This window comes from Janthinobacterium sp. OK676 (assembly GCF_900103595.1).
Classification (GTDB): domain Bacteria; phylum Pseudomonadota; class Gammaproteobacteria; order Burkholderiales; family Burkholderiaceae_D; genus Janthinobacterium.
Window position 1 is genome coordinate 141,183 of sequence record NZ_FNHA01000001.1, and the last position, 16,979, is coordinate 158,161.

The 16,979-nt window shown below is 64.3% G+C and carries 19 protein-coding genes; 12 read left to right on the forward strand and 7 right to left on the reverse strand.

The annotated features are described in order from the left end of the window. Positions 1-72: 72 nt before the first annotated feature. From BLU39_RS00650 to BLU39_RS00670, 5 genes are all read right to left on the reverse strand, one after another. Positions 73-939 carry an HvfC/BufC N-terminal domain-containing protein gene (locus BLU39_RS00650; protein ID WP_092708264.1) on the reverse strand — a complete coding sequence of 289 codons (867 nt, stop codon included), beginning with the start codon at positions 937-939 and terminating at the stop codon, positions 73-75. Continuing rightward, positions 929-1,858, reverse strand: coding sequence for an MNIO family bufferin maturase (locus tag BLU39_RS00655; protein ID WP_092708267.1), 930 nt, complete (start codon positions 1,856-1,858; stop codon positions 929-931). Before BLU39_RS00655 ends, BLU39_RS00650 begins: the two co-directional genes overlap by 11 nt. After that, complete coding sequence (locus BLU39_RS00660) at positions 1,858-3,882, reverse strand: ferritin-like domain-containing protein (protein ID WP_092708270.1); 2,025 nt, start codon at positions 3,880-3,882, stop codon at positions 1,858-1,860. Before BLU39_RS00660 ends, BLU39_RS00655 begins: the two co-directional genes overlap by 1 nt. A 270-nt stretch (positions 3,883-4,152) precedes the next feature. Then, positions 4,153-4,800 carry a hypothetical protein gene (locus BLU39_RS00665; RefSeq protein WP_092708273.1) on the reverse strand — a complete coding sequence of 216 codons (648 nt, stop codon included), beginning with the start codon at positions 4,798-4,800 and terminating at the stop codon, positions 4,153-4,155. Further along, the gene (locus BLU39_RS00670; protein WP_092708276.1) at positions 4,797-5,651 is read right to left on the reverse strand and encodes a hypothetical protein; all 855 of its coding nucleotides are present in this window, start codon (positions 5,649-5,651) and stop codon (positions 4,797-4,799) included. The genes BLU39_RS00665 and BLU39_RS00670 overlap by 4 nt, the downstream gene beginning before the upstream one ends. Positions 5,652-5,819: 168 nt before the next feature. On the opposite strand from BLU39_RS00670, the gene BLU39_RS00675 reads away from it, so the two are divergent. After that, positions 5,820-6,788, forward strand: a complete 969-nt coding sequence (locus BLU39_RS00675) for an IS1595 family transposase (RefSeq protein WP_092708279.1) — start codon at positions 5,820-5,822, stop codon at positions 6,786-6,788. A gap of 12 nt (positions 6,789-6,800) precedes the next feature. Here BLU39_RS00675 and BLU39_RS00680 read toward each other — a convergent pair whose 3' ends face one another. Together BLU39_RS00680 and BLU39_RS00685 are read right to left on the reverse strand one after the other, a co-directional pair. After that, positions 6,801-7,619 carry a glutaminyl-peptide cyclotransferase gene (locus BLU39_RS00680; RefSeq protein ID WP_198511148.1) on the reverse strand — a complete coding sequence of 273 codons (819 nt, stop codon included), beginning with the start codon at positions 7,617-7,619 and terminating at the stop codon, positions 6,801-6,803. A gap of 25 nt (positions 7,620-7,644) precedes the next feature. After that, positions 7,645-8,553 (reverse strand): LysR family transcriptional regulator, encoded by a 909-nt coding sequence (locus BLU39_RS00685; RefSeq protein WP_092708282.1) that lies wholly within the window; start codon positions 8,551-8,553, stop codon positions 7,645-7,647. A gap of 103 nt (positions 8,554-8,656) precedes the next feature. Here BLU39_RS00685 and BLU39_RS00690 point away from each other — a divergent pair, with 103 nt between their 5' ends. The 11 genes from BLU39_RS00690 (at position 8,657) to BLU39_RS00740 (ending at position 16,868) form a co-directional block, all read left to right on the forward strand. Then, positions 8,657-9,115 carry a CidA/LrgA family protein gene (locus BLU39_RS00690; RefSeq protein ID WP_092708285.1) on the forward strand — a complete coding sequence of 153 codons (459 nt, stop codon included), beginning with the start codon at positions 8,657-8,659 and terminating at the stop codon, positions 9,113-9,115. Continuing rightward, a complete protein-coding gene (locus BLU39_RS00695; protein WP_092708288.1) occupies positions 9,112-9,801 on the forward strand; it encodes an LrgB family protein in 690 nt (229 codons plus the stop codon). Before BLU39_RS00690 ends, BLU39_RS00695 begins: the two co-directional genes overlap by 4 nt. A 66-nt stretch (positions 9,802-9,867) precedes the next feature. Further along, complete coding sequence (gene mnmH, locus BLU39_RS00700; RefSeq protein WP_092708291.1) at positions 9,868-10,959, forward strand: tRNA 2-selenouridine(34) synthase MnmH; 1,092 nt, start codon at positions 9,868-9,870, stop codon at positions 10,957-10,959. Between the two features lie 45 nt (positions 10,960-11,004). Continuing rightward, positions 11,005-12,060: a selenide, water dikinase SelD gene (gene selD, locus BLU39_RS00705; RefSeq protein WP_092709781.1), complete on the forward strand. Its 1,056-nt coding sequence runs from the start codon at positions 11,005-11,007 to the stop codon at positions 12,058-12,060. A gap of 26 nt (positions 12,061-12,086) precedes the next feature. Further along, the gene (locus BLU39_RS00710; protein ID WP_092709784.1) at positions 12,087-12,956 is read left to right on the forward strand and encodes a putative selenate ABC transporter substrate-binding protein; all 870 of its coding nucleotides are present in this window, start codon (positions 12,087-12,089) and stop codon (positions 12,954-12,956) included. A 127-nt stretch (positions 12,957-13,083) separates the two neighbouring features. Next, complete coding sequence (locus BLU39_RS00715; RefSeq protein WP_092708294.1) at positions 13,084-13,896, forward strand: phosphonate ABC transporter ATP-binding protein; 813 nt, start codon at positions 13,084-13,086, stop codon at positions 13,894-13,896. Positions 13,897-13,907: 11 nt separating this feature from the next. Next, entirely contained in the window at positions 13,908-14,720 is an 813-nt protein-coding gene (locus BLU39_RS00720; protein ID WP_092709787.1) for a PhnE/PtxC family ABC transporter permease, read from the forward strand. Beyond that, positions 14,717-15,520: a phosphonate ABC transporter, permease protein PhnE gene (gene phnE, locus BLU39_RS00725; RefSeq protein WP_092708297.1), complete on the forward strand. Its 804-nt coding sequence runs from the start codon at positions 14,717-14,719 to the stop codon at positions 15,518-15,520. The genes BLU39_RS00720 and phnE overlap by 4 nt, the downstream gene beginning before the upstream one ends. 69 nt (positions 15,521-15,589) lie before the next feature. Beyond that, positions 15,590-15,910: a hypothetical protein gene (locus BLU39_RS00730; RefSeq protein ID WP_092708300.1), complete on the forward strand. Its 321-nt coding sequence runs from the start codon at positions 15,590-15,592 to the stop codon at positions 15,908-15,910. After that, positions 15,907-16,269, forward strand: a complete 363-nt coding sequence (locus BLU39_RS00735) for a hypothetical protein (protein WP_092708303.1) — start codon at positions 15,907-15,909, stop codon at positions 16,267-16,269. Before BLU39_RS00730 ends, BLU39_RS00735 begins: the two co-directional genes overlap by 4 nt. Before the next feature lie 104 nt (positions 16,270-16,373). Then, on the forward strand, positions 16,374-16,868 hold the full coding sequence (locus tag BLU39_RS00740) for a GNAT family N-acetyltransferase (RefSeq protein WP_092708306.1): 495 nt from the start codon (positions 16,374-16,376) through the stop codon (positions 16,866-16,868). Positions 16,869-16,979 lie beyond the last annotated feature (111 nt).

Genomic DNA, 16,979 nt, shown 5'->3' on the forward strand with positions numbered 1-16,979 from the left:
TACTTGCAGTTGTTCCTGCAGTGTCATCGAGGCCGATTTTCATCGGCCTTTTTTGCGTCCGTCGCTTTCCGCTCATGCATCGCTGGTGACCAGCCCTGCCGCGGCCGCCATGGGCAGCCACAGCATGGCGTCGGCCAGTACCTCGTCCGGCTCCCTGCCACTGGACTGCGCCGCCTGCCGCGCGTACTGCGCCAGCGGCGCGCCACCGGCCAGCGCCTGCAGGCAGTAAAATTGCCACGGCTGCAAGTCCTGCATGGCAAGCCGGTAATGCATGCGTGAAATGGCGACAAAGGCGGGACTGACATCCGGCTGGGCCGGCACGGCGTCGTCCGGCGCAGCCTGCGCCTGTTGCCAGAAAGTACACAGTGGAAACGATAGTGCCAGCAGCCGCGTGCACGGCGCCAGGCGCCAGGCCGGCGCATTTCCCAATAGCAAATCAAGACCGGAAGGCAAGACGGGCGGCGGGCGTTTTTCCAGCCCCGGCGCCCTGCCCGCCTCGCTGCGCGCCCGCTCCAGCTGCGCCAGCTCGACGGCAAAGCGCAAGGCGTCCCCCTGTGCCCCCGCGCCACGCTGGCTGGCGGCAAGAAAATCGGCGAAGCCGCCGCCCAGGTCATACAGGGTGGGCGAAGCGGATGGGTGGCGCCAGACATAGGCGCGGGCAAAGAAGGCGAACAGCTCGTCGCCCATCACCTTGCGCAAGACGGGATAGTCGGCCTGCAGGCATTCGAGCAGGCGCTGCACGTAGCCGTCCGCGTGGATATGCAGCGGCGCCGGCCCGCCCCGCGCCTGTTTCAGCACGTGCTCCTGCGCCAGGCCGTGGCGCTCGCTGGCCAGCTGCGCGCCGCGCACGGCGCCGCCGGGTGTTGTCATGGCCGTCAGGAACCATGCCTGCAATTGTGCCAGCGGTGTGCTGGCGTCCCCGGCGGCGTTACGGCGCATGGGCCGCCTCCAGGTGCAAATCCGGCGGCGTCGAGACGGCGGCGGCAACCCTGGCTGGCGCGGCGTCCGCAAAGTCCCCCCGCACCGCCGCGCGCGTCTTGTCCAGTTCGGCCAGCAGTTGCGGATACGGGGGAATCTCCGCATCCCATTCCAGCAGGGCCGACACGCCGCCCGTCAGCTGCTGCGCCAGCGCGTACAGGCGCCAGACGGCGGCCGGCACGGGCGCATCGTGGGTATCGATCAGCATGGCGCCGCGGACGGTCGGCCCGGCCAGGTGGATCTGCACGATGTGGTCGTGCGGCAGTTGGCGGATATACGCGGCCGCATCATAGCCGTGGTTATGCGCGCTGACGTGAACATTATTGACGTCGAGCAATAGCCCGCAGCCCGTGTCCTCGGCCAGGCGTCCCAGAAATTCCCATTCCGGCATGCTGGACTGGGCAAACTCCACGTAGGTGCTGGGGTTTTCCAGGATCAGGGGGCGGCCGAGGAATTCCTGCACCTGCCGCACGCGCGCGCCCACGTGGCGCAGGCTGGCTTCGTCCAGCGGCAGCGGCAGCAGGTCGTGGCTGTTGAGCGAGGCGGCGCCCGTCCAGCACAGGTGATCGGAAATCCACGCGGGCCGGATTTCGGCGGCCAGCTGGCGCAGCTTGCGCAGGTAAGCCAGGCTCAGGGGATCGCTGCTGCCGATCGACAGCGATACGCCATGCATGACGATGGGCACCTGCGCCGCCACCTGCTCGAGCACGTGGCGCGCGTAGCCGTGGTTGTCGATGAAATTCTCGCTGATGATCTCGAACCAGTCCACCTGCGGCCCATGGCGCAGGACGTGCTCATAGTGCGGCGGGCGCAGCCCCACGCCCAGGCCCAGGTTCGGCAGGCCCAGGCGCGGCCGCGTCGCGTGCAGGATGCCCCGCATCAGGTCGACGGCGGCAAGGCCAGGCGCAGGTCGGTGGGCGCCGGCGGCGCTCCCACCGGCGTGCCGCGCGCCGCCATCACCTTGCCGTAGGCTTCCCAGGCCTTGTCGTAGACGTTGTCGCCCAGCGCAAAGCTCATGCTCTGGCCCAGCGGCTTGCTGCGGTGCCCGGGCGCGGGGCCGAAATCGTACAGGGTCATGGTGGCGGGCTCGGGCGGTTCCTTGCCCGTGGTGTTCGGATACAGCTGCGAGGCCGAAATCGGCACGGCGCAGCCGCCGAAGCTCGCGCATTTGTTGTCGCTGGGCGCGCTGTAGACTTTATCGTCCGCCGGTGGCGGTGGCGGCACATAGCACGGCGTGCCCGGCGACGCGGCGATCTTGACCGAGTGACCGCAGGACGAGCCGCCCGTGTCGGCCTGGGCAAAGCCGCAGCCGCCCTGGGCGTGGCAGCCATTGGAGCCGCGGCACGTATGGTAAACGGCCAGCGCGGCGCAGGTGGACGACGCTTCGCCCTCCAGGTGCATGCCCTGGCAGGCGTGGTACAGCACGCCCTTGTCGGCCAGCGGCACGCCCGTCGCCAGGTTCGGCGCCTGGCCCAGCACGGCCCAGCAGATGGCCATGCGGTCGCCCGCGCCCACCATCGACGGGTACGGGAAGTCCAGTTGCTGGTTCAGCCAGTACCGGTCCAGCACGGAAGTGATGCCGTAGATGGCGCCCGTGGCCACCGTGCTCAGCATTCCTAGGGTGCCGCTGGTATCCTTCAGGCGGTTCAGGGCGCCCGCCACGGTGGCCGGCGCGGGGATGTTCTTCGGCGCGGTGGCCGGATTGTAGCGCTCGTTGGTCAGCATGGCCTCGCTCCAGCGCTGGCCTTCCCTGTGCCAGCCTGCCCAGGTCTTCACGGGCAGCATGGACTTGACCTGGCCGAAGCGCTCGTAGTGGTCGAACGGGGCGCTGTCGTGGCGCGCCTGCGCATCGCGCGATTCGGCGTCCTTGCCATTGTTCGTGTACGAGGGATAATCGCACTGCAAGGCGGCCAGGTCTTCGCGGTAGTCGGGCTGCACGGCCATCAGCCGCAAGCCCGCGTCGCGGCGGTAGCGCTGGATGGCCGCTTCGCTGCCCTCGCCCTGGTCCGTGATGGCCGCCATCATGTCGATGGCCTTGTTGAACGAGCCCGTCTGGCCGCCATCCTGGTCCTGCGGTCCGAAGCAGGTGTCGAAACGGGGAAATTCCGCCCGCGCATGGCCCTGGACCTGGCTGTTGAACATGTCCTGCTGCACCGAACCGTTGACGAACAGTTTTTGCCACAGGGTCTGGCCATCCGCGTATTCGATGCTGATGTAGCGCGCGTAGCATTCGTACAGGTAGCCGATGGTGCCGAACAGGGGCAGATCGTGCACGTGCTTGCCCGGCGTCCAGCCCGGCAGCGGCACTTCCGGGAAATACTTGGTGTGGTTGTGCTTGTCGAACTCGGCCAGCTGGAAGCGCGCCTGCGCCTCGGGTTGCTCGATGGCGAGGAACAGGTCGCACTGGTTGTCGTTCAGTTCTTCCAGGTTGACGCGCACGTGGCGGTAGCCGGACGTGTCCTGCAAGTCGACGATGTGCGGGATCACCGTGCAGTGCTCGCCGTAACAGGTCCAGCCGTGGTCCTGCGATTGCAGCTCCGAGCCCGTGAAGCATGGCGCCGTGCCGATGGCCGTGGCCAGGTTGGCCGCCATCTGCAGGTGCAGCATTTCCTGGATGAAGACGCTGAAGATGATATTGAAGGCCTTCTGCTCGGCCAGCTCGGGGCGGGCCGTGGTGCCCATGCCCGGCCACTGGCGGCCTTCGTAATACGTGATGCCTTTCGAGTTGATCTGGTGCGTGCCCTGGATCGAATACATGGTGGCCATGTACAGGGGAATGGTGAACAGTTCCACGCTGACGGCCGCCTGGGCGATGGCGCGCACGGCGGCCGTATCGGTGGCCAGCATGTCGAGCGGACGATTCGTGATGGCGGGCTGCGTACTTCCTAAAACGGGCATTTTCATTCTGTCTCTCCACAGGAACGATGCGTTTCGGATATCGGGCCGGGTCACGCCATCTGCGAGCGCTGTTCACGGCAAGGAAATCATACGCTTGGGAAAGATACTTTTGCGGCAAGATTTATGCGCTGGCCGAGGAGTGGTGCGGCCCGCCTTGCGCCATGAAAATAGGCGTTTTCAGCCGCCATTCGATGACAATTGAATAGAATCGGCAAAAGCTGTGCGTGTATAAGCGCCGCACCGGCAGGCGCCGGCGCGTGGCTTGCATGCTGATAGTCAGCCGGCCGGCGGCGGCTGGAAGGCGCAGAAACCGGGCCACTGCTCGCGGCTGTCGCATACCTTCAGGCAGCCTTTGTCATCCTTGAACGTGGCGACGACCTTGATGGGAAAGCCATAGTGCGGCGTGGTGGCCAGGAAGGCGGACGGGCAGCTTTGTTCGTTGCTGAAGCGGAAAGTGATTTCTTCGCGGCGGCCCTTGCGCTCAAAGCTCAGCATGAAGGTTTCATTGCTGTTCCACTGCGCCTTGCCCGGCACGCGGAAGCGGTAGCGGGGGTTGCCCGGCTGCTGGCCGCCAAGTTTCTGGCCAAAGACGCGGCTGCTGGCCGTGGCCGTCTCGACCTTGGCAACGGGATACACGACGCCAAAGATATAGGTGCCGGCAAACCCCTGGTCGAAGCCGAGTCCCTTCTGGTAAAACGGCACGACGATATGCGGCGCGCCCGCGTATTCCACGGTATTGCGGGCCGTCGTGCGCGACGTCAGCTTGTCATCGGGCTCTTTGCCGAAGACCACGTCCAGTTCCAGCAAGGCTTGCTGCTTGTCGATATCTTGCGCCAGATAATCCTTGGGGAACGTTTCGCCATGCACGCAGCCGGCCAGCAGGGAAGCGGCGAAGCAGCCGGCGATCAGTTTGGATATTGTCATGGCTGTTTTCCTTCCGGCGGCGAGGAAGCAAGGCCCAGCCCTGACACTTGCCAACCGTCCGTGCCTTCTTTCCATTGAAATTGCTGGCCGAACCAGGCCAGTTCCAGCTCGCGCCGGATGCGGATCGAATCCGTGCGGCCCTGGCGCGCCTTGATGGCGGCGCCCGCCTGGGCGGAAGCGGCATCAGACAAGGGTTTCAGCCACCGTTGGTAGGTATCGGGCGGCAAGGCCAAGACGCCAGCGACGCCGTCATCGCGCGTGGCCACGATGATGCCCACCTTCGTCAGCGCATTCGTGAGATAAGCGCCGCGCCGCCCGTCGGGCGAGACGGAAACCAGCATGGCCTGCGGATAGTCGCCGCTGACGTTGCCCGGCACGTCAAACCACAGCAGTTCGCCCGTGCCTGTATCGAGCGCGCGGCCGTCGCGGGGAAACAGCAGCATCTCGGGGCGGCCAGGTTGCGGCACGCCCCATTCGGGGTCGCGTTCCGTGCGCACCATGTTGTCGCGCTGCAAGGGACTGATGGGGCGCATCAGCGGTTCGCCATTCTGCACGCCGATCAGTATCGTGCCCTGGCCCGTATAGCCCTTGGTAAAGGCCAGCAGCATGGGCTGGCCGTCGCGCGTGGCCTTGATGGACCGCACTTCCACCACTTCGCGGGCGCCGCCGGGCCAGTAGCCGTGCCGGCGGAAAGACAAGGTGACGAGCGCATCGTGGCGGTTGTTCGTGACGGCAAAGTCGCCGTATTGCCTGACCACCGGCATGTTGGGCGTCTGCGCCTGTGCGGCGGGCGAGATGGCGGCAAGCAGCGAGGCGGTGGCCGCCAGGCGGCATAAAGAGAGGGACAGCATGGCATCCTGTAAAGGTCGCACCGGGCGAAGAACGAGGATGATAAACGATTCCTCGTCAACAATACTGTCCAATTGAAAAGGCTCTGTCATCAGCAAGTAGGGGAAATGCCGGAATCTTCCTGTGGCCGTGCTGTCTGACTCTGCATACTCACTTTGCGGGAGCCAATCATGCGGCCAGCCGAATGGATCACCTTGATTGCGCAGTTTGCCCGGTTGAGCCGACGCCAGCGGCAAGCAGGCATTGCCCTGCTGCGTAGTAACCAGCCACACGACACGACCGTCGCACTGCTGGAAAATGTGGCGCAGCCGCGATTGGCCTGTCCCGCCTGCCACTCAGCGCACTTGCACCGGCACGGCCATGCGCACGGCCTGCAGCGCTACCGCTGCGTTCCCTGCAGGCGCACCTTCAATGCCTTGACGGGCACGCCGCTGGCCCGCTTGCGCCACAAGGCGCTGTGGCTCGACTACGCCGATTGCCTGCTGGCATCGGATTCCGTGCGCAAGGCGGCGAGCCAACTGGGCGTACACCGCAATACCACCTTTCGCTGGCGCCACCGCTTTCTCAGCGTAGCGAAGACCGACCGGCCGCATGGCCTGCATGGCATCGCTGAGGTCGACGAGTTATATCTGCTGGAATCGGAAAAGGGAGCCAAAAAAATGACGCGTCCGGCCCGCCGCCGGGGCGGCCATGCCCACAAGCGCGGCATTTCCAATGAACAGGTCTGCATCCTGGTGGCGCGCGACCGCACGGGCCAGACGCTCGATTTCGTCACGGGCAAAGGGGCACTGACGCAGGCGCAGTTGCACCACTGTTTGTTGCCCGTCATCGACAAGGATGTCTTGCTGGTCACCGATGGCCATGCCGCCTACCGGGCTTTTGCGAGGGAAGCGGGCATCAGTCATCAGGCCGTCAACTTGCGCGCCGGCATCCGCGTGCAGGGCGCCGCCCACGTGCAGAACGTCAATGCTTATCACAGCCGTTTGCGGCAATGGCTGGGGCCATTTCATGGCGTGGCGACACGCTACCTGCCGAACTACCTGGGGTGGCGCTGGATACTCGATGCCGGGCGCATCCGCTCACCGGAAACGCTGTTGAAAGCAACATTGGGCGCATTCCCACACCTGACGGTGACATAGCCATTGGAAACATCAACGGCGCTGGATCTCGATCAGCTCGATCTCGAACAGCTTGGGCCACAGCTTGCCCGTGACAAACAAGCGCTTGCCCCGCGCATCCCAGGCGATGCCGTTGAGCACGGCGTCGGGATTGGCCGTGCCGCGCTGTTCCGGTGGCAGCAAGCCCGTCAGGTCGATCCAGCCGACGACCTTGCCGCTGGCCGGGTCGATGCGGGCGATCACGTCCGCGCCCCACACATTGGCGTACAGCTCGCCGTCGACCATTTCCAGTTCGTTCAGGCGCTCGATGGGGCGGCCTTCCGCCTTCACCTCGAAGCGGCGCACCTCGGCCAGGGTTTTCGGGTTGAGCACGCGGATGGCGGAACTGCCGTCGCTCATGTAGACGAACTTGTCATCGCTGGCCAGGCCCCAGCCTTCGCCCTGGTAGCTGAATTTGCGTTTCAGTTTGAACGTCTTCAGATCGAAGACATAACCGGTCTTCGACACCCACGTGAGGCCCAGGATCTCATCGCCCACGTCCGTGATGCCTTCGCCGAACACATTCTTGTCGAGCATGCTTTTCTGCAAGACCTTGCCCGTCGCCAGCTCCACCTTGCGCAAGGAGGACTGGCCATTCTGGCCCGTGCTTTCATACAGATGACCATCCTTGAACAGCAAGCCCTGGGTGAACGCCTGCGGGTCGTGCGGATAGGTATGCTTGACGAAATAGCCATACACGGGGATGGCGGCCTGGGCGTAACCCATTTCGCTCATCAGGCCCACGGTGCACAACAATCCCAGCAGCAATGAGCCTGCCGTGCGTTTCAGACTGGTTTTACCGATATTCTTCATATTCTTGGCGGTGGTTGGCGAGCGCCTATTGTAATCGCCCGGGCTGCGCCATGTGCGCCCTGACGAGCTCCAGCCAGGCGCGCGCCGCAAACGACAGCCGCCCTCCCCGGCGCCAGGCCAGCATCAGATTCCATTCCACGGGCGGACCAGCAAGGGGAAGGACGTCGAATTGCGCGGCGTCGAGCGTGTCGCAATACATCTTCGGCAACAGGCAGATACCCACGCCCAGCCGCACCAGCGAGGCAATGAAATCCCACTGGCCGCTGCGGCCCGTGATGCGCGGGGCGAACCCGGCCCGCTGGCAGGCGTCCAGCACGATGTCGTTCAGGGCAAAGGCGGCGCCATAGAAAATGAAGGGACTGTCGGCCAGCTCGGCCAGGGCCACGGAAGCGCGCCCCTGCCACGGCGAACCGGGCGCGGCCAGCAGGCACAGCGGCGAGCGCACGAGGGGCAAGGCTTCGAAATCCTGCCAGGTGGCCGCATTGCCAGGGTAATCGAGCATGGTGCCCAGTTCCACCGCGCCCGTGCGCAAGTCGCGCTCGATCGCCTGCGTGCCGCTTTCGTACATCTTCAGCTCAATCCCGGGATAGCGCTGGTGGTACTCGGCCAGCCACGGCGCCAGGGTCGAGTGCGTCTGCGGCGATACGCCGACGCGCAATTCACCGCGTTCCAGATGTTGCAAGTCGCGCAATTCCACCTTCAGTTCCGCGTGCAGGGCCAGCAGTTCATGCGCGCGCGACAGCACCACCTTGCCCGCGTCCGTCAGGGTAAAGCGCTTGCCCGCGCGGTCGAGCAAGGCCAGGTCCAGCGACTGTTCCAGCTGGGCGACCATCTTGCTGACGGTGGGCTGCGTCACGTGCAGCCTGGCGGCCGCCCGCGTAAAACTGGCTTGCTCGACCACTTCGACGAAGTAGCGCAGGGAGCGGATATCCATGATGCATTCCAATTTCGAATGATAATCATGAGTTTAAGTCATTTTATCTTTTGATGCGGGCTCCCTACAATGCAAGCTTCCCCCTGCCGCTAGAAAGCCTGCCGTGAAAGCCGTCCCTTATGCCACTACCGTCCCACTTTCCGTCCCTGCTTGGCGCCAGCCCGCGCAGACCGTGTGGCAAGTAGGCATCTTGATCGCCGCCTGGTGGCTGGCGGACGAGGCCGCCTCCTCCCTGCACTTGCCGTTTTCCGGCGGTGTGGTGGGGCTGTTCGTGCTCGTGGCCCTGCTGCTGTCGGGCTGGGTGCGGCCTGCCGCCATCGAACTGGGCGCGAACTGGCTGCTGGCCAATATGCTGCTGTTCTTTATTCCGCTGGTCGTGTCCGTGGTGCAGTTTACGCACTTGCTGAAAACCCAGGGCCTCACCCTGTTCCTCGACATCGGCCTGGGCTTTGCCAGCGTGATGCTGGCCACGGCCTTCACCGTGGAATGGGTGTGCCGCCTTGAGCGCAAGCTGCGCCTGCAAAAACTGCTGCGCCAGCGCGCAGCCCGGGCGCAAGCATGAATACCGTGCTCCTGTCCCTGCTGTTTTTGCTGCTGACCCTGGTGCTGTTCTACGCCAACCAGGCGCTGCACCGCCGCCATCCGCACTTTTTGCTCACGCCCGCCATCTGCACCTCGGCGTTACTGATCGTCATCGTGCAAGCCACTTCGACGCCGTTCGCCACGTATTTCGGCGAGACGCGCTGGCTGCCGTGGCTGCTGGGTCCCGCCACCATCGCGTTTGCGCTGCCCATCTTCCAGGAGCGCAAGCTGATCGGCAAACACTGGCTGGCCCTGTCGCTGGGCAGCTGCGCCGGCATCGCCGCGTCGGTCGCCGCCACCCTGCTGCTGGACAAGGTGCTGGGTGTGCACGGCGACATGGCGCGCAGCCTGCTGGCCCGTTCCGTGTCGACGCCGTTCGCGCTGGAAGCGTCGCGCCACATGGGCGGCTCGGCCCAACTGACGGGCATCTTCGTCATCATGACGGGCCTGTTCGGCCTGCTGCTGGGCAAACCGTTGCTGAAACTGCTGCCGCTGCGCATGCGCATCGCCCGTGGCGCCCCGTATGGCGCGGCCGCGCACGGCTTCGGCCTGTCCGTGGCGCGCCGGGTCGGCACGGAAGAAGGCGCCGTGGCCAGCCTGACGATGATTTTTTCCGGTATCGTCACTGTGCTGCTGGCGCCGCTACTGGGCAGATTGTTGGGCTAAGACGCCACGGCACGGGCGTTTATCGGGGATAATACGTCTTTCCCCATTCCAAGCAGCCGCGCCACGATGAAATACCCCGCAGTCCAGCCTTTCAGCGACATCCTGCCACGCCTGCATGAATTCGATGCCATCATCGACGTGCGCAGCCCGTCCGAGTTCGCGGAAGACCATTTGCCGGGCGCCATCAATCTGCCCGTGCTGGACGACGAGCAGCGCATACGCGTCGGCACTTTATACAAACAGACGAGCGCCTTCGAAGCGAAGAAGCTGGGCGCGGCGCTGGTGGCAAAGAATATCGCGCGGCATATCGAAGACGGTTTCCTCGGCCACCCGCAACACTGGAAGCCGCTCGTCTACTGCTGGCGCGGCGGCAACCGCAGCGGCGCCATGGCGCACATCCTCGCGCGCATCGGCTGGCCCGTCACGCAGCTCGAAGGCGGCTACAAGGATTACCGGCGCCACGTGAACGCCGAGCTGGCCACCCTGCCCGAACGCTTCGACTTCATCAACGTGCTGTGCGGCCCCACGGGCAGCGGCAAGAGCCGCTTGCTGCAAGTACTCGACCGGCAAGGCGCCCAGGTGATCGACTTGGAAGATCTGGCGGCCCACCGCGGCTCCGTGCTGGGCGGCTTGCCCGAGGAAGACCAGCCGGCGCAAAAGGCGTTTGAAAGCGCGCTGTGGCAGCAACTGCGCACTTTCGACCCTGCGCTGCCCGTCTTCATCGAATCGGAAAGCAAGAAAGTGGGCCGTTTGCGCGTGCCCGATGCGCTGATGGACAAGATGCGCGCGGCCGCTTGCACGGACGTGCTCCTGGCCACGGACCAGCGCGTGCAATTGCTGATGCAGGACTACGAGCATTTCGTCGGCGACCCGGCCCGCCTGAACGTGCAGCTGGCCCTGTTGACGCAGCTGCACGGCAAGGAGAAAATTGCCCATTGGCAGCAGCTGGCCACTTCTGGGCGCATGGCCGAGCTGGTGGAAGAACTGCTGGTCCAGCATTACGACCCCGTCTATCGGCAATCGATCGCCCGCAACTTCAGCCGCTATGCCCAGGCGACGCCGCTGGTGCTGCCCGATATTTCAGAACATGCCTTTGAGCAAGCCGCGCGCGCATTATGTGCTATCGTCGGCGACAACCGTACCGCCAGCGCCGCGTGATGCCTGGCTTGCCATCTAATTACTTATTTCAGCAGGATGAAGACCATGTCCGATAGCGTTCCAACACCGATCCGATTGACCGAATTTGCCCATGGCGGCGGCTGCGGCTGCAAAATTGCGCCGGGCGTGCTGGCCGACATTCTAAAGGGCAGCGGCGGCTTTCCCCTGCCGAAGGAATTGTTGGTCGGCATAGAAACCTCGGACGACGCGGCCGTTTATCAGCTCAACGATGAGCAAGCGCTGATCGCCACGACGGATTTCTTCATGCCCATCGTCGACGACCCGTTCGACTTCGGCCGCATCGCCGCCACCAACGCCATTTCCGACGTGTACGCCATGGGCGGCACGCCCATCATGGCGCTGGCCCTGGTCGGCATGCCGATCAACAAGCTGCCCGTGGAAACCATCGGTCTCATCCTGAAAGGCGGCGAAACCATCTGCGCCCAGGCCGGCATCCCCATCGCGGGCGGCCACACCATCGATTCCGTCGAACCGATCTATGGCCTCGTCGTGCTGGGCCTCGTCCACCCGTCGCAAGTGAAACGCAATGCGGGTGCGCGCGTCGGCGACAAACTGGTACTGGGCAAGCCGATCGGCGTGGGCATCCTGTCGGCCGCGCTGAAGAAAAATGCGCTCGACGCGGACGGTTACGCTTCCCTGATCGAGAACACCACCAAATTGAATACCCCGGGCAAGAAACTGGCCCTGCTCGATGGCGTGCATGCGCTGACGGACGTGACGGGCTTCGGCTTGCTGGGCCACACCCTGGAACTGGCGCGCGGCGCCAAGCTGCAGGCGCGTATCGCCATGGCTGACGTGCCGCTGCTGCCGCAGGTGCAGCAACTGGCGACCAACGGCAACATCACGGGCGCCTCCGGCCGCAACTGGCAGGGCTACGGTGCGCAAGTGGCGCTGGCCGACAGCCTGAGCGCCATCGACAAAGCGATCCTGACGGACCCGCAAACGGCCGGCCCCCTGCTGGTGGCCTGCGCGCCGGAAGCCGTCGAGCAAGTGCTGGCGATTTTCCGCGCCGAAGGCTTTGGCGACGCCGTCGTCGTCGGCGAGATGCAGGAAGGCACGACCGGGGTTTCCGTATTTTAATGAATATTTTTTGCAAAGGCAGTCCCATGACCACGTTTTCCAACAAATTCCCCGCCATCCTGGCCACCGTCGCCGCCACCCTGGCCATCCACAGCGGCCTGGCGCAGGCGCAGCAAGTGTTGCGCGTGTCAGCCATCCCCGACGAAGCGCCGACGGAATTGCAGCGCAAGTTCAAGCCGCTGGGCAGCTACCTGGAGAAAAAGCTGGGCATGAAGGTGGAATTTACGCCTGTTACCGATTACGCGGCGTCCGTGGAAGGTTTGATCAATCACAAGCTGGATATGGTCTGGTTCGGCGGTTTTACCTTCGTGCAAGCGAACGTGCGCAGCGGCGGCAAGATCGTCCCGCTGGTGCAGCGCGAGGAAGACACGAAGTTCCGCTCCGTGTTCGTGACCACCAGCAAGGACATCAATCAGTTGTCTGACCTGAAGGGCAAGAATTTCACATTCGGTTCGGAATCGTCGACCTCGGGTCACTTGATGCCACGCTACTACCTGCTGGCCGCCAAGATCAACCCGGATACGGACATGAAGCGCATCGCGTTTTCCGGCGCGCATGACGCCACCGTGGCGGCAGTGGCCGGCGGCAAGGTCGATGCGGGCACCCTGAATATCTCCGTGTGGGAAAAACTGGTCGAAGGCAAGAAAGTCGATCCTAGCAAGGTGCGCGTGTTCTACACGACACCGGGCTACTACGACTACAACTGGAGCGTGCGCGCCGACATGAACCCCGCCGTGCGCCAGAAGCTGACGGACGCCTTCCTGGCGCTGGACCCGTCCACGGCCGAAGGCAAGGAAATCCTCGAACTGCAGCGCGCCACCAAGTTCATCCCGACCAAGGCCGAGAACTACAAGGATATCGAAGCGGCTGCGCGCGATGCGAAGCTGTTGAAGTAATTTACGCCGACGCGTTTGCCGTAGGTCGGATTAGCGGCAAAGCCGCGTAATCCGACACAGGCAATGATGCCAACAATGTTGTCGGATTACGGCCACCGGCCTAATCCGACCTACCGATTTCACAAGCATGACATTCCAACTTCACAAGGTCAGCGTCCATCACGCGGGCGCCGCCGGCAATGCGCTGGCCCTGCGCGAGCTCAGCTTGGACGTGGCCCAAGGTGAACAGATCGCCCTGATCGGCCCTTCCGGCGCCGGCAAGACCAGCTTGCTGCACACCCTGGCCTGCGCGCTGCGCCCGGAATCGGGCACATTGAACATCCTGGGCACGTCGCCCTGGCAGCTCGGCAGCGCCGCGCGCCACGCCTTGCGCGCGCGCCTGTTCCTGGCGCCGCAAACGCCGCCGCTGCCGCCGCGCCAGCGGGTCGTCAATACCGTGCTGGCGGGCCGCCTGCCGCAATGGAGCTTGTGGACGGCCATCCGCTCGCTGCTGGCGCCCGTCGACCCGCGCGCCGCGTGGGAAGCGCTCGGTAAATTCAATCTGCAAGACAAACTGTATGCGCGGGTCGACCGCCTGTCAGGCGGCGAACGCCAGCGCTGCGGCATGGCCCGCGCGCTCGTGTCGGATGCGGAAGTCTTTCTCGTCGACGAACCCTTGTCCGCGCTCGATCCCACTCTCGCCTTGCAGACGATTAACGTGCTGCAGACCGAAGCGACGGCGCGCAACGCCACGCTGATCTGCAGCCTGCACCAAGTGGAAATCGCCCGCGCCTGCTTTACGCGCATCGTCGCCCTGCGCGACGGCCAGGTCGTCTTCGATGCACGCAGCAGCGAGGTCAGCGATGCGATGATCGCCGAGCTATACCGCAACAAGGCCGATCCTGCGCCGCAGTTCGAGGCCGTCGAAGCCAACCTGGACGCGGCGAGGCCCCTTTGCTGAAGAGCACCGCCATGCCGCGCGACCCCGCCTGGCGCGGCCGCCTGACTGGCGCCGCAATCATCCTCATCGTGCTGTGGCCGATGCTGGTGCAAGCCGAATTCAAGCCGTGGATTTTATGGGATGCGCAAAGCCTGGCCGCCACCTGGCAATTCATGGCCAGCTTCGTGCCGCCCGCGCACTCACTGGAATTTTTGCAACTGGTGGCCGTATCAAGCTGGGAAACCATCGCCATGGCCACGGCCGGCATGGCGCTGGCCATGCTGGGCGCCATTCCCTTGACCCTGCTGGTGACGGAGCGCTTGTCGATCTCGCGCATCGGCAGCGGAAGAGTGTCGCCGCTGGCCGCCGCCCTGCGCCATTGCGTGCGGGCCTTGCTGGTGCTGCTGCGCAGCGTGCCGGAACTGGTCTGGGCCTTGCTGTTGGTGCGCATCGTGGGACTGGGACCGACGGCGGGCGTGATCGCCATTGCCCTCACCTATTGCGGCATGCTGGGCAAGGTGTATGCGGAAATCCTCGAATCGTCGGATGCGTCCGCCTGTAACGCCCTGCTCCACAACGGCAGCGGCAGATTAAAAGCCTTGCTGTACGGCGCCCTGCCCGAGTCGGCCGCCGAACTGGTGTCGTACACGATTTACCGCTGGGAATGCGCGATCCGCGGCTCCGTCGTCATGGGCTTTGTCGGCGCCGGCGGCCTGGGCCAGCGCATGGATGAATCGATGAAGATGATGGCGGGCAGTGAGTTGGCCACCATGCTGATGGTCTTCGTGCTGCTGGTGGCGGGTGCCGACGCCGTGTCCGCCATGCTGCGCCGGAGGCTGGCATGAAGCATCCGCATTTCACCGCCATGCCCGCGCCTGCGCCCGTGCGCTGGTCGACCTGGGCCTTGCTGGCCGGTTTGCTGCTGCTGGTCATCGCCAGCTTTGCCAGCCTGCCCCTGAAATGGGGCGAGTTCTTCAGCGCGGATGCTCTGCGTACGACGGCCGACTTCCTGCACGGCTTCGCCCCGCCCGAGCTGGCGCCCAACTTCCTCATGAAAGTGGGCGTTGCCACCTTCGAGACCCTGGCCATGTCGGCCATCGGCACGGTCATCGCGGCCCTCGCGGGCGCACTGCTGGCCCTGCCCGCCAGCGGCCGTTTTGGCAACGTGGCGCGCAATGCCACGCGCGCGATACTCAACGTGCTGCGCTCCATTCCCGAACTGGTGTGGGCGTCGATCCTGCTGATCGCCGCCGGCCTGGGCCCCTTCGCGGGCACCCTGGCGCTGGCCCTGCACACGGTGGGCGTGCTGGGACGGTTGTTTGCCGACGCCTTTGAAAACTGCCCGCCCCTGCCTGCCGCCACCTTGCGCATCAATGGCGCGCGCCCCGCCGTGGCCTTTTTGTACGCCACCTTGCCGCAATGCGGGCCGCAGATGATGTCCTACACCCTGTATCGTTGGGAAAACAATATCCGCGCCGCCGCCATCCTCGGCATCGTCGGTGCGGGCGGCCTGGGGCAAATGCTGAAATACCATCTGTCGCTGTTCCAGATGCAGAACGCGGCCACCGTCATCGTCGCCATGCTGCTGATGGTGGCCGCCGTCGATGGCCTCAGCTACCTGCTGCGCCGCGCCATGACCCGTTAACCTTACTTTTTACAAGGAAAATCCATGGCAGGCTGGTGGACCATTATCTCAACGGAAACTCCGGAACAAATGGCCAATATGACGAAGGTCAACAAGGAAGCGCTTCTCGCCAGCTGGGAAGCGGGCCTGTTCGGCGCGGACTGGATCGCGCAATTGTGCCAGCAAGGCAAGGCGACGCAGCTGACGTTCAATGGCTTTCCCAACCGCTACACGGCGCTGGCGGACGTCGTCGTGCCTCTGCTGCAGGCAGGCATCGCCGATGCGCAGGAGGGCGCATTCCCCCGCGACCAACCCACGGCTTGGCCGGGCACCATCACCATGCATGCGCAGCGCATCGCCGCCTGCGCGCCGGGACAGCTGCTGACGGTGGAAATATGGGATCAATCATGACAGCTCAACATGGCAAGGTTCCCCTGCAGACCGAGCACCTGGCCTGGTTCAGCCAGCACCTGGGCGGGCGCTTCCGCACGGCAGGATTACGCATACAATTTCATGACAGCCAGCAAGCTGGCATCCATTGGCAGGTGGCATGTCCCGAAGAATACCAGGCGGCCATCCTGCAAGGCTTGCATGAGGGCATGAACGACGCTTTTCCCCACTATCTGGCAAGCCGCGGCATGTGGATCACGGCCGTGCTGGTGGACGACGTCAACTCCTCACCCGATGCCTTTTACCGCGCGGCCTTGCTGGCGGTCGCCCAGGCCAGGGCACTGTTGGAACTGTCAGGACGCGCATACAACTTGGCGTGAGTAAATATACGGGAACGGCAACAAACCAGGCTGCGATCCTGTTAATATTATTTAATACTTTTCACCTCCACGGCCGCGCCGACCAGTTAAGGAATGTCGCAGAATTGAATCACATCGTCATCCGCCCCAGCAGCGCCGCCGACTGGCTGGCGTTGAAGTCCACGCGTCTGGCCGCCCTGCTCGACGCGCCCACGGCCTTTGGCGCCAGCCACGCCAGCGCGGCCGGTTTTTCCGATGCCGACTGGCAGCAGCGCGCCACCAGCACGCCACAGCGCACGTTTTTCCTCGCCTTTGACGGAGAACAAGCCATCGGCCTGGCCGCACAAGTGGTGGCCGGCAATGGCGAGTGTCATCTGATCGCCATGTGGGTACAGTCCGAATATCGGGGCCTGGCCGTGGCGCAAGGCCTGGTCGATGCCGTGAAACAATGCGCCGTGGGCAATGGCCATCCTCGGCTGGTGCTCGACGTGGCGCCGGAGAATGCGCGCGCGGCGGCGTTTTACCAGAAACAGGGCTTTGTCTTTTTACCGGTATGGGAAGCGCTGGAAAGCCATCCGCATATCCGCGTGCAGAAGATGGAGTGGCGGGCGCCGGCTTGAACGCCATCCATCTGTACACATAACAACAATCCCACAATGCTCGATACCGCTGCTTTCCCACAGAATGCGCGGGAGCGACGACAGTGTGCTCGAATTAGCATTCGACAACGA